Origin of the sequence: Acinetobacter sp. YH12201, from assembly GCF_013418145.1 — a bacterium.
GTDB lineage: Bacteria > Pseudomonadota > Gammaproteobacteria > Pseudomonadales > Moraxellaceae > Acinetobacter.
The window spans coordinates 1-11,902 of the sequence record NZ_VPCP01000088.1; the positions used below are offsets into that span (position 1 = coordinate 1).

The 11,902-nt window shown below is 43.1% G+C and carries 12 protein-coding genes and 2 pseudogenes; 12 read left to right on the forward strand and 2 right to left on the reverse strand.

The genetic code is table 11. The features are described from left to right. The first annotated feature begins 96 nt into the window (after positions 1-96). Positions 97-502 (forward strand): annotated as a pseudogene (locus FTU91_RS13890) (PaaI family thioesterase). Positions 503-569: 67 nt separating this feature from the next. Here the strand turns inward: FTU91_RS13890 and nadB are convergent. Continuing rightward, a complete protein-coding gene (gene nadB, locus FTU91_RS13895) occupies positions 570-2,213 on the reverse strand; it encodes an L-aspartate oxidase (protein ID WP_166167177.1) in 1,644 nt (547 codons plus the stop codon). 226 nt (positions 2,214-2,439) lie between these two features. Between nadB and FTU91_RS13900 the strand changes: the two genes are divergently transcribed. From FTU91_RS13900 to FTU91_RS13950, 11 genes are all read left to right on the forward strand, one after another. Then, positions 2,440-3,822: a Do family serine endopeptidase gene (locus FTU91_RS13900; protein ID WP_180042265.1), complete on the forward strand. Its 1,383-nt coding sequence runs from the start codon at positions 2,440-2,442 to the stop codon at positions 3,820-3,822. 137 nt (positions 3,823-3,959) lie between these two features. Beyond that, entirely contained in the window at positions 3,960-4,421 is a 462-nt protein-coding gene (locus FTU91_RS13905) for a thioesterase family protein (protein WP_180042267.1), read from the forward strand. Positions 4,422-4,594: 173 nt separating this feature from the next. Then, a complete protein-coding gene (gene lepA / locus FTU91_RS13910) occupies positions 4,595-6,412 on the forward strand; it encodes a translation elongation factor 4 (protein WP_086196143.1) in 1,818 nt (605 codons plus the stop codon). A gap of 20 nt (positions 6,413-6,432) precedes the next feature. Continuing rightward, entirely contained in the window at positions 6,433-7,260 is an 828-nt protein-coding gene (lepB, locus tag FTU91_RS13915) for a signal peptidase I (RefSeq protein ID WP_180042269.1), read from the forward strand. A 22-nt stretch (positions 7,261-7,282) separates the two neighbouring features. After that, positions 7,283-7,657: a DUF4845 domain-containing protein gene (locus FTU91_RS13920; RefSeq protein WP_166167165.1), complete on the forward strand. Its 375-nt coding sequence runs from the start codon at positions 7,283-7,285 to the stop codon at positions 7,655-7,657. Next, positions 7,629-8,327 carry a ribonuclease III gene (gene rnc, locus FTU91_RS13925; protein ID WP_086196140.1) on the forward strand — a complete coding sequence of 233 codons (699 nt, stop codon included), beginning with the start codon at positions 7,629-7,631 and terminating at the stop codon, positions 8,325-8,327. Before FTU91_RS13920 ends, rnc begins: the two co-directional genes overlap by 29 nt. Beyond that, positions 8,327-9,355, forward strand: a complete 1,029-nt coding sequence (era, locus tag FTU91_RS13930; RefSeq protein WP_180042271.1) for a GTPase Era — start codon at positions 8,327-8,329, stop codon at positions 9,353-9,355. The genes rnc and era overlap by 1 nt, the downstream gene beginning before the upstream one ends. A 30-nt stretch (positions 9,356-9,385) precedes the next feature. Continuing rightward, entirely contained in the window at positions 9,386-9,577 is a 192-nt protein-coding gene (locus FTU91_RS13935) for an NF038104 family lipoprotein (RefSeq protein WP_166167159.1), read from the forward strand. Between the two features lie 12 nt (positions 9,578-9,589). Next, a complete protein-coding gene (gene recO, locus FTU91_RS13940) occupies positions 9,590-10,294 on the forward strand; it encodes a DNA repair protein RecO (RefSeq protein ID WP_180082527.1) in 705 nt (234 codons plus the stop codon). 25 nt (positions 10,295-10,319) lie between these two features. Continuing rightward, positions 10,320-11,045 carry a pyridoxine 5'-phosphate synthase gene (gene pdxJ, locus FTU91_RS13945; RefSeq protein WP_180082529.1) on the forward strand — a complete coding sequence of 242 codons (726 nt, stop codon included), beginning with the start codon at positions 10,320-10,322 and terminating at the stop codon, positions 11,043-11,045. Between the two features lie 18 nt (positions 11,046-11,063). Beyond that, entirely contained in the window at positions 11,064-11,717 is a 654-nt protein-coding gene (locus FTU91_RS13950) for a tRNA-(ms[2]io[6]A)-hydroxylase (protein ID WP_180082531.1), read from the forward strand. Between the two features lie 81 nt (positions 11,718-11,798). On the opposite strand, the pseudogene FTU91_RS13955 reads toward FTU91_RS13950, so the two are convergent. Continuing rightward, positions 11,799-11,902, reverse strand: a pseudogene (locus FTU91_RS13955) (IS5/IS1182 family transposase); the annotation flags it as partial.

An 11,902-nucleotide genomic window follows, 5' to 3' on the forward strand; every position in this document is an offset into this window, starting at 1 on the left:
TCGCAAGAGATGCGATGGATGTCTGATTATTTGTAGTCATAAATTTAAGTCCCCACTTGTTTCTAAGTGGGGACTAAATTAAGGCTTATAGGATGAATTCAGAAGGTGTGTTCAGCGGACGCTTACTGTGAATTTCCGCAAAGCCTGGAAAAATGCGAAATAGAAACAGTCACTGAAAAAGGAGCCACCATCTTATATCATGAATACTGCTGATTTAAGACCGGGTGGAACGGTATCAGGGCCGACCATGATGACCGCTGCTGATTATGCACTGTATATTGCCATACTGGGTGAAATCGGTATTGTGGCCTTGGCTGTCACGACCAGTTTATCCATCAATTTTTTAAGAAAACCGACGGCAGCACAGGATATTCGTGCGGTCTGTCAATTAATGAAAGTGGGCAAGGCTCTCATTGTGGGTGATGTATGGTTATATTCCATCAAGTTAGATGAGCCGATTGCACATGCAGTGGGGACTTATTCCATCCCACCCCGGCAATAAACAGATATCATGCCAATTGAAAAAGCCGAACAAAGATGTCCGGCTTTTTTATTTAGTCTACACGGGTTTAAGCATCTACATTGACCAACGGAGTTTCCACCTGGAAGTTGGGTGGAGTCAGTACCGTTTTACGCAATTCAGGCCCAAGCTCCGGATAATCCAGAGTGTAATGCAAACCGCGTGATTCCTTGCGTGCCATGGCACAGCGCACAATCATCTCTGAAACCAGTACCAGGTTACGCAGTTCAATCAGGTTTTTGCTGACATGGTAATCCTGATAATATTCAGTGATTTCACGCTTCAACATTTCGATACGATGTAAGGCACGTTGCAGACGTTTAGTGGTCCGGACAATCCCGACATAGTTCCACATGGTCTGACGCAGTTCATCCCAGTTTTGCAGAATAACGACATTTTCATCCGGATTCATCACTTGGGAATCATCCCAGCTTGGTGCATCAGGAGAAACATAATCTGGATTGAACAGGCTTTCTATATGTTTGGCTGCACTCATGCCGTAGACAAAACATTCTAAAAGTGAGTTACTCGCCATCCGGTTAGCACCGTGTAAGCCAGTATAAGAGGTTTCACCAATAGCGTATAAACCTTGAAGGTCGGTCTGGCTGTTTTCATCGACTACCACACCGCCACAGGTATAGTGCGCCGCAGGAACCACAGGAATCATGTCTTTGGTAATGTCGATGCCAAGTTCTAGTAAACGGGCATACAGGGTAGGGAAATGTTCTTTCACAAACTCGGCTGGTTTATGCGTGATATCCAGCCAGACATGACGGATACCCAAACGTTTAATTTCATAGTCAATCGCACGTGCCACAATATCACGCGGTGCCAGTTCAGCGCGTTCGTCAAAACGCAGCATAAAACGTTCACCATCAGGCAAGCGTAAATAAGCCCCTTCACCACGCATGGCTTCGGTAATTAAAAAGGAGCGTGCTTGCGGATGATACAGGCAGGTTGGATGGAACTGGTTAAACTCCATATTGGCAACCCGGCAACCGGCACGGTAAGCCATGGCGATACCATCACCGGTCGCAATATCCGGATTGGAGGTATACAGATAGGCTTTCATTGCCCCACCACATGCCAAAGCGGTAGAGGGTGCCAAGAATGTATGGACTTTTTCAGTCTTTTCATCGAGCGCGTATAAACCCAACGCACGATTTTCTTGATCTTTCAGGCCGAGTTTTTTTGAAGTAATTAAATCAATGGCAATATAATTTTCAAAAATAGTGATGTTTTGCTTTTCACGGGCACGTTGCACCAAAGTGGTTGAAATGGCGCGACCTGTCGCATCTGCAGCATGGATGATACGGCGTTGGGAGTGACCACCTTCACGGGTTAAATGCAATTGTTCCTGTTCATCTAAGGTAAATTGCACGCCATGTTTTAGCAGAAAGTCGACCGAAGGTTTGCCGCCTTCTACAGTCTGCTTGACCGCTTCACGCTCACATAAATGTGCACCTGCAATCATGGTGTCATCAATATGCTGTTCAATTGAGTCAGTTTCATCTAAAACCGCCGCGACACCGCCTTGTGCATAAAAAGTACTGGCTTCGGTGAGTGCCGATTTGGCCAAAACAGCAATATTGAAATGATCTGGTAATGATAAAGCCAGGCTTAAACCTGCACCACCACTGCCTACAATGATCACGTCAAAATGATGTGTTGTATTTAAATTAGACATGTTCATCAGCTAATTTGAAAAAAGTTTGCTAATAACACCCCTTTTTTCATCAAAAAACAAGAGCTAATATGCTAATGTATGATGAGAAAAAGTAATAAAGCAACAAACTTTTAAGAAAGATTTAAGCTGTTGTTTATACAAATATAATCAAACATATTATTACCCAAGACAGACATGTTTTATGCTAAATACTGTTTACGCATACTTATAATGAATGGAGTGAATGCTTTATATGAACAATCGCTATATAAAAAAAGGAATGTATGCTGCTGTATTCACCATGGCAGCGATGCAAACACAAGCAGCTTCTTCGGTAGACTTTTCCAATCTGGTTGAACAGGTCAGCCCTGCTGTAGTGAGTGTCAGTGTCGTTAAAAAAATGACTCAGGAAGAGCTGATTCAACAGCAAATTCCTGAAATTTTGAAACGCTTTTTTGGCAATCAGGTGATTGTTCCACAGCAACAGGCTCAGCAAGAGAAAACCGCTTACGGCAGTGCATTTTTTATCAGTAAGGATGGTTATCTGTTAACCAATCATCATGTGGTTGAAGATGCATCTAAAGTGACCATTATGTTTAATGACCGCCGTGAGATTGATGCCACCATAGTTGGAAGTGATGCGCGTACCGATGTGGCGCTACTGAAAGTCAATGGTTCCAATTTCCCTGAACTGCGTACAGGCAATGTAGACCGGCTGAAAGTCGGTGAGCCGGTACTGGCTATTGGTTCACCTTTCGGTTTTGACTATTCTGCATCTGCCGGTATTGTCAGTGCGAAAATGCGTAACATGATGGGCGAAACCTCGGTGCCCTTTATTCAAACCGATGTGGCGTTGAATCCGGGTAACTCAGGCGGTCCCTTGTTTAACCAGAATGGTGAAGTGGTTGGGGTAAACTCGCGTATCTTCAGCGGTACTGGCGGATATATGGGCCTGTCATTTTCCATTCCGATCGATGTGGCGATGGATGTGGCAGAGCAGCTGAAAAAGAATGGCAAGGTCACCCGTTCATATTTGGGAGTGATGTTGCAAGACATCGACCGTAACCTTGCTGAATCTTATAACCTGTCCAAGCCTGAAGGTTCATTGGTGACCCAGGTCGCTCCCAATTCCCCGGCAGCCAGAGCTGGCTTTAAGGCGGGTGATGTGATCCTGAAATATAATGGCTTGCCTATTTCCAGAACCTCTGATTTGCTCAACTACTTAAACCGGACTTCACCAAATCAAAACATTCAATTGCAAGTTTTGCGGGATGATAAGACTCGTAATATCTCGGCAACATTGATGACTGCACCGGACGACACACCGGCACCGGTGGAACAGGCAGCACAAAATAAAGGTCCTGTTTTGGGGGTGACGATTCGTAATTTGACTGCCAGTGAACAATCCCAACTGAATCTTAAAGGCGGTATTCTGATTCAAGAAGTCAAACGGGGAGGGATCGCATCACAATCCCGTATCGCTGTAGGTGATATCATTACTCAAATCAATAATAAAACCATTTTGAATAGTAATGACTTTATTAAGACAGTATCCGAACTGAAAAAAGGTTCAATTGCACGTGTTTCTATTATTCGTCAAGATCAGCGCGCAATTTTAGGCATGCGTATTGAATAGCATGAATCCATCGAACAGAAAACCACTCTACAGCTGAGTGGTTTTTTATATTTTGCAATTTTACTGCGATACAAAATTACGTAGACTGTGTAGCCTTGAAGGTCATTTTTTGCATAGTGTAAGGGTCGGTAAAATAGATGAGCACAGTTTTTGATTTGGAAATCACCGTTCAAGCAAAAGATATTGACAGTCTGGGACATGTAAATAACGTAGTGTATATGCACTGGATGCAGGATGTCGCTACTGCACATATTGAGGCCCTGGGTTTGGGGCTGAATGAATACATGGAACTGAAGCATGCCATGGTTGCGGTAGAGCACCATGTGCAATACCGTAAAGCGGCATTTGAAGGCGAAAAGATTATCTTGCGTACCTGGCTGGATGATATCAATGCCTTGTATTCTTTCCGGCAATATGTGTTTTATCGTCCCCAAGACCAAAGCGTTTTATTTATGGGGAATACCAAATGGGCCTGTGTGGAAATTGCCACAGGTCGGCCAAAACGCATGTCTCCCACTTTTAGCCAAGCCTACCAGCCGATATCGGAACAGGTGAATCCGCTGGATTTTAGTCAGTATGATGCGATGGCTTCAAATTGAGTACATGACTACAATCCGGTTTTATTTTGAAAATAACTGTCAAAGCGAAAAACGAACTCATTATTTAGGATACATTGAAAAATCCATCTGCTATAATCCTACGCAATTTCTATTCAGCTTTTGCCATGCATTAACTATTGGTTGCATGGCGTGTTTTTTTCTCAAGGTAGCCCATGGCGCAAGCTAAAAAATCTGTTGATATTAAAAACATTCGTAACTTCTCGATTATTGCGCATATCGATCATGGTAAATCGACACTGGCAGATCGCTTTATTCAAACCTGTGGAGGTTTGCAAGATCGCGAAATGCAGGCTCAGGTTCTGGATTCTATGGAATTGGAACGTGAGCGCGGTATTACCATTAAAGCGGCATCAGTGACGTTGTATTATACTCATCCGAACGGTCAAGAATACCAATTAAACTTTATTGACACTCCAGGACACGTGGACTTTTCATACGAAGTATCACGTTCGCTTGCAGCATGTGAAGGTGCGCTTCTGGTTGTTGATGCTGCGCAAGGGGTTGAAGCCCAGTCTGTAGCAAACTGCTATACCGCGATTGAACAGGGACTCGAAGTTTTACCAGTACTCAACAAGATTGACTTGCCGCAAGCTGAACCTGAGCGTGTGATCCAAGAAATTGAAGACATCATCGGGATTGAAGCAACTGATGCACCGACCTGTTCAGCGAAAACAGGTCTTGGCATTGAAGGCGTACTTGAAACGCTGGTGAATGTTATTCCTGCACCTACAGGTGATCGTGAAGCACCGCTACAAGCCTTGATTATTGACTCATGGTTTGATAACTACCTCGGCGTAGTGTCTTTGGTGCGTATCAAACAGGGGCGTGTGCGTAAGGGCGATAAAATGTTGATTAAATCAACTGGCCAATCGCACATCATTACCTCGGTCGGTATCTTCAATCCTAAACATACTGAAACAGGCATGCTTGAAGCGGGTGAAGTTGGCTTTATCATTGCAGGGATTAAAGATATTTTTGGTGCGCCTGTCGGTGATACCATTACCCTTGCGACTACTCCTGATGTTGCAACTTTACCTGGTTTCAAAAAGGTTAAACCGCAGGTGTATGCGGGTTTATTCCCGATTGATTCAAGCGATTTTGAACCGTTCCGTGAAGCACTTCATAAACTGCAAATCAATGACTCGGCATTATTCTTTGAACCTGAAAGTTCAGATGCCTTAGGTTTTGGTTTCCGCTGTGGCTTCCTTGGTATGTTGCACATGGAAATCGTACAGGAGCGTCTAGAGCGTGAGTACGATCTTGACCTCATTTCTTCTGCGCCAACCGTAATTTACGAAGCCGTGATGAAGAATGGTGAAACGATCTATATCGACAGTCCATCAAAAATGCCAGATGGTTCAACGGTAGAAGATTTGCGTGAACCTATTGCAGAATGTCATATCCTTGTACCACAAGAATACTTGGGTAACGTGATGACCTTGTGCGTGGAACGCCGTGGTGTACAAAAAGACATGAAGTTCATGGCGAACCAGGTTTCAATTACCTTTGAAATTCCAATGGCCGAAGTGGTCATGGATTTCTTTGATAAATTGAAATCATGTTCGCGCGGTTTTGCCTCACTCGATTACAACTTTATCCGTTTTGAAAGCTCATCGCTGGTGAAGGTTGACGTGCTTATTAATGGCGATAAAGTTGATGCCTTGGCCATGATCTGTCACCGTCAGGATGCACGTCACCGTGGTATCGCCCTGGTTGAAAAAATGAAAGACCTGATTCCGCGTCAAATGTTTGATGTGGCGATTCAGGCTGCCATCGGTGCGCAAATTATTGCCCGTTCAACTGTAAAAGCGATGCGTAAGAACGTATTGGCGAAATGTTATGGTGGTGACGTATCACGTAAGAAAAAACTTCTTTCTAAACAGAAAGAAGGTAAGAAGCGTATGAAGCAGGTGGGTAGTGTTGAAATCCCGCAAGAAGCGTTCCTTGCTGTGTTGAAAGTAGAAAGATAATAATAGAGGTCATATAGCTCATGGATTTTGATTTTAATTTAATTCTCGTTCCCGTCACGCTGATTTTTTTCTTGGTGTGGCTACTGGATAAGTTTGTTTTCAAACAAAGACAAACCTTAGGTAAGGGGAATGAAAATTTCATTATCACATGGGCATATGACTTCTGGCCAGTCCTGGCAGTGGTTCTGGTGCTGCGTTCATTCCTGTATGAGCCGTTTAACATTCCGTCCGATTCTATGGTTCCGACCTTGGAAACGGGGGATTATATTCTGGTCAATAAGTTTAACTATGGTGTGCGTCTACCGATTGTCAATACCAAAGTCATTGACGTTGGTGAACCGGAACGTGGCGATGTGATTGTGTTCCGTTATCCGCCACAACCGACCATCAGTTATATCAAACGTGTAGTAGGTTTGCCGGGAGATCATATTGTTTATGATCATGGACAACTGATTATCAATGGACAAAAAGTGGCGAAAGTTCCAGTGGAATTTAGCCGAGAAAAAGATATTCTCGATACACCAACTTCAATTTACCATCAAGAAACATTAGGCAAGCATACCTTTAAAATGCGTGAGCTTGAAGGTGTAAATGTGGCCCGTCAGGCCCCCTTTATCAACTATGTTGAAAATGGTAAATATTCATCTGAAAATGGTTTATATTGGGAAGTGAAAGTACCTGAAGGTCATTACTTCGCGATGGGGGATAATCGTGATCAGAGTGCTGACAGCCGTTTTTGGGGCTTCGTTCCGGAACAGAATCTAACAGGTCGTGCATTTTATATCTGGATGCATAAAGAACCTGGATTTAAATTACCGTCGTTTAAGCGCAACGGTGCAATTGATTGAGCATGATTGGAAAAAATAACAAATGCGTAAAAATCAACAAGGGGCATCTTATATTGCAGTTTTAATTGCAATCATTGGCTTTGCTTTCTTAGCAAAAATTGCCATCGCTGTTTGGGCACCGTACTGGGATGATCGGGTTGTAGATAGCCAGATTACAGAGTTGCTGCAAAGTAGCCCGGCCGATACCGATCCTTCAAAGTTTGCAAGTCAGATGAGTCAACGTTTAGAGATGAACAATGTTCGCGATCTTAAATTTGATGAAATCGCTCAGGTGACCAATATTGATGGACTGCAAGTGAAAAAAGAGTATGAGATAAGAAAGCCGTTCTTACTCAATATAGATTTAGTGTTAAAGTTCGAGAAAAGTTTTGATCAAAGGTCAGTCCAAACTAAGTGATATGCGCTTAGTCAACCGTATCGGTTATCAGTTTAAACAACCTGAATTATTGCAGCTTGCACTGACCCACCGATCGGTTAGTCATAAAACTAACTATGAACGTCTGGAGTTTTTAGGCGATTCATTGTTGGGGATGATCATTGCCCATTATTTGTATCAAGCCTATCCGCATGAAAATGAAGGGCGTTTAACGCGTATGCGTGCCACACTGGTTCGTCAGGAAGCATTAGGCAAAATTGCAAACGATTTGAAACTCGGTTCGTGTTTAATTCTCAGCACGGGTGAGTTGAAATCGGGTGGACATCATCGCGAATCTATTCTTGCTGATACTGTGGAAGCGATTATTGGTGCAATTTATGTTGATTGTCACGATTTAAATGTCTTGCAAGACATCGTGCTAAAATGGTACACGCCATATTTAGACCATATCGAACCTACAGACCAGCTGAAAGATCCTAAATCACGCTTACAGGAATATTTACAGGCACGTAAAAAACCTCTCCCTGTTTATGACGTTGTAGATATTCAAGGCGATGCTCCGAATCAGCATTTCAAGGTGGAATGTACGATTGAAGGCTTGCCTGTATTGTGTGGTGAGGGTTCAAGTCGTCGCTTTGCTGAACAGGCAGTTGCGGCAGATATCTTAAAACAATTGGAGCAAAAGTCTTAATGACTACTCATTCCGATCACATCGATGCTGATCACGAACCGCAAGACGGCGGTAACGATTTAATTAATCAATTCTTCAGTTTACAAGGAACGACGATTCCTTCGGACTTTAAAAGTGGCTTTGTTGCGATTGTAGGACGCCCGAATGTGGGTAAATCTACCTTGATGAACCATTTGCTGGGTCAAAAGCTTTCAATCACTTCACGTAAACCACAAACTACGCGCCACAAGATTGTGGGGATTGATACCCGAGAAAAATCTCAGGCAGTCTTTGTGGATACGCCGGGGATGCATAAAAAAGAAGTACGTGCCATCAATAAAATGATGAACCGTGCCGCTCATTCTGCACTTCGTGATGTCAATCTGGTGCTGTTTGTGGTTGACGCGCAAAAGTGGACGCAAAACGATGAACTGGTGCTGGAAAAACTGCAAAATGCAGAAATGCCGGTGATTCTGGTCATCAACAAGCTGGATACTTTTGAAAACAAGAATCAGGCCTTACCCTTGATTCAGGAACGTGCAAAGTTAATGAATTTTGCCGAAATCGTACCGGTATCGGCTTTACGTGGTGCCAATCTGGAACATTTGCGTAATACCATCGAAAAGTATTTGCCATTCCAGCCGCCACTCTATTCACTGGATCAAATCACCGACCGTTCAGAACGCTTCCTTGCTTCGGAAGTGATTCGTGAAAAAATCATGCGTCAGTTAGGTGAAGAGCTGCCGTATGATTTGACCGTGCAAATTGAATCTTTCAAGACTGAAGAAGCGACCATTAATGCGAAAACAGGTCGTCCAAAAGCGGCGTGTACCTATATTGATGCCACCATTTTTGTTGACCGTCCTGGTCAAAAGGCCATCGTAATTGGTGAAAAAGGTTCTAAGCTGAAAAAAATTGGTATGGATGCGCGTGCTGATATGGAAAAAATGTTCGAACAGAAAATCATGCTGACCCTTTGGGTGAAAGTTAAAGGTGGCTGGTCTGATGATGAGCGTGCATTAAAAAGCTTGGGTTATAGTGATATCTAAAATCTAGGTTTTACTTTGAAAGGAGCTGTAATGATGAAAGTACTGACTGTTGTGGCATGTGTATTGTTCCTGCAAGGCTGTATTTACAAGATTGTTACGGTTCCTGTCAAAGTGGCTTATAAAACCACTAAAGGCGTGGTTAAAGGTACGGCAGCTGTGGTGGGTGCCGTCATTCCAGATGGGGATGATGAAGAATCTGATTCTGAAAAGAAAAAGGATTAGACTTAAGCCTGTATGCGCAATGAAACCTTGCATGGTTATTTAATCCATCATCGTAAATACCGTGAGCGCAGCCATATTGTGTATCTGTTTACTCAGGAGCATGGTCGCGTGGATGGAATATTAAGACAAACGCCGCCGCCACAATATCAACCGATTTGCCTGCAAGCTTCGGGTAAATCTGAGCTGAAAAATTTTACCAAACTAGAAATTGTCAATCAGCCGATTTTCTTTTTTGGCGATGCCTTCTTTTCCGGTTTCTATCTGAATGAAATTATCCTGCGCTTGTGCCCGGTTGAAGTGGAAATGCCACAAACCTTTGTGCAATATCATCAGACCTTGCAGCAATTGCAACAATTGGCACAGCAGGAGTATCCTGATCTTTTTTTAAGACAAATCTTACGTCAGTTCGAGCATGCACTTTTAGAAGAACTGGGCTATGCACTTGATTTTACAGTGGATGCACAGCAACATAAAATTCAGGAATCACAATCTTATCTGTTTCAGCTCAATGATGGTTTTATTCCTACAGTACAACAATCACGTTCGACTTTATCTGGACAGCAGATTCTTTCGATGCGTGATTATGAAAAGGGTAGGGATTTTAATCCTGAACAGTTACAATTGTTGACTAAGCTGTATCGGCAGATCATCACTGCACTTTTGGGCGACCGACCGCTGAAAAGCCGTCAATTGTGGATTCAAAACACTCAATCTTAATTTTAAACATAGTTAGGTAATTGTTATGGCTGCATTACTTGGTGTAAATATTGACCATGTGGCGACTTTGCGACAGGCGCGTGGAACCACTTATCCAGATCCGGTAAATGCTGCTTTAATTTGCGAACAGGCCGGTGCAGAGGGTATCACCCTGCATTTACGTGAAGACCGTCGCCATATTCAGGATAATGATGTACGTCGTATGCGTCCTGTGCTGAAAACGCATATGAATCTGGAAATGGCTGTGACGGCTGAAATGGTGGAATTTGCCAAGGAAATCAAGCCTCATCATGTGTGCTTCGTTCCAGAAAAGCGTCAGGAAGTGACCACTGAAGGCGGTCTTGATGTGGTGGGTCATTTTGAAGATGTTAAAGCAGCGACTCAGGCCTTGTCTGCTATTGGCTGTGAAGTGTCTTTATTTATTGATGCTGACTTTGCCCAAATTGATGCAGCTGTCGCTTGCGGTGCACCTACCATCGAGTTACACACAGGTGCTTATGCCGATGCTGAAACTGCAGAAGCTCAGCAGTATGAACTTGAGCGTATTGTTAAAGGTGCGGAATATGCTGCATCTAAAGGTTTAATTGTGAACGCCGGGCATGGTTTGAACCTGAAAAATGTCACCCCAATTGCTGCAATTCCACAAATTCATGAGCTCAATATTGGTCATTCCATTATTGCCGATGCAGTATTTGTCGGTTTGGCCCAAGCTGTTCAACAAATGAAAGCTGTGATTAAAGCAGCACGTTAAGATTTAAGTTTAAAAGTTATGTCGACAACCCATTATGATGATCTCATGAAACCTGTGATTGGTTTCCTGGGATGTGAAACGCCAAAAGCGTGGCTAGATGAAGCTGTGAATAACCTAGAGTTGCTCATGCAGGATCATGCCAATTGTGAAAAAAAAGCCGCTGGCACAGCCATGAACCTGATGTTCCGCTACAGCTTTTTTACCGATTTGCAGGTCAAGCTGGCACAACTGGTACGTGAAGAAATGCTGCATTATGAGCAGGTGTTGGAATTTATGTCCAAACGCGGGCAGGAGTGGAAAGCAGTGAGTGCAGGTCGTTATGCAGGCATGTTGCGTAAGGAAATCCGTACTTATGAACCTGAAGCTTTAATCGATGTGCTGATTATCGGTGCTTTTGTGGAAGCACGTTCCTGTGAGCGTTTTTATGCACTTGCGCCACTGGTTGATGAAGAGTTAGGACGCTATTATCGCTACCTGCTTAAATCTGAATCACGCCATTATGAAGATTATCTGGCACTGGCCTTAGATGTTGCCAAAACATCTAAAATGAAAGATCCGGAAGAAGACATTCAGGGGCGCATCGAGCATATTCGTGAAGTAGAAAAGAATTTAATCTTCTCCGAAGATGATATTTTCCGTTTTCATAGTGGTGTGCCGCGTCAAGCTGTTTAAATACTTTTGATCTAACAAATCCTCTATTCAAATAGAGGATTTTTTATATCTTATGATTTATTAGATCTCTTGCGAAAGTCATTATTGAAAATTTATCCGGTTTACCAGTGCAGCGATTAAGTTAATGCGTAAACCGAATCTTTTCCGTCTATTTCGATAGCGTTCACTTAATATTCTAAATGTTT

What these genes read in the sequence shown, in the direction of transcription:
- nadB (WP_166167177.1), bottom strand. Translation starts at nt 2,213, where the DNA reads ATGAACATGTCTAATTTAAATACAACACATCATTTTGACGTGATCATT.
- FTU91_RS13900 (WP_180042265.1), top strand. Translation starts at nt 2,440, where the DNA reads ATGAACAATCGCTATATAAAAAAAGGAATGTATGCTGCTGTATTCACC.
- FTU91_RS13905 (WP_180042267.1), top strand. Translation starts at nt 3,960, where the DNA reads ATGAGCACAGTTTTTGATTTGGAAATCACCGTTCAAGCAAAAGATATT.
- lepA (WP_086196143.1), top strand. Translation starts at nt 4,595, where the DNA reads ATGGCGCAAGCTAAAAAATCTGTTGATATTAAAAACATTCGTAACTTC.
- lepB (WP_180042269.1), top strand. Translation starts at nt 6,433, where the DNA reads ATGGATTTTGATTTTAATTTAATTCTCGTTCCCGTCACGCTGATTTTT.
- FTU91_RS13920 (WP_166167165.1), top strand. Translation starts at nt 7,283, where the DNA reads ATGCGTAAAAATCAACAAGGGGCATCTTATATTGCAGTTTTAATTGCA.
- era (WP_180042271.1), top strand. Translation starts at nt 8,327, where the DNA reads ATGACTACTCATTCCGATCACATCGATGCTGATCACGAACCGCAAGAC.
- FTU91_RS13935 (WP_166167159.1), top strand. Translation starts at nt 9,386, where the DNA reads ATGATGAAAGTACTGACTGTTGTGGCATGTGTATTGTTCCTGCAAGGC.
- recO (WP_180082527.1), top strand. Translation starts at nt 9,590, where the DNA reads ATGCGCAATGAAACCTTGCATGGTTATTTAATCCATCATCGTAAATAC.
- pdxJ (WP_180082529.1), top strand. Translation starts at nt 10,320, where the DNA reads ATGGCTGCATTACTTGGTGTAAATATTGACCATGTGGCGACTTTGCGA.
- FTU91_RS13950 (WP_180082531.1), top strand. Translation starts at nt 11,064, where the DNA reads ATGTCGACAACCCATTATGATGATCTCATGAAACCTGTGATTGGTTTC.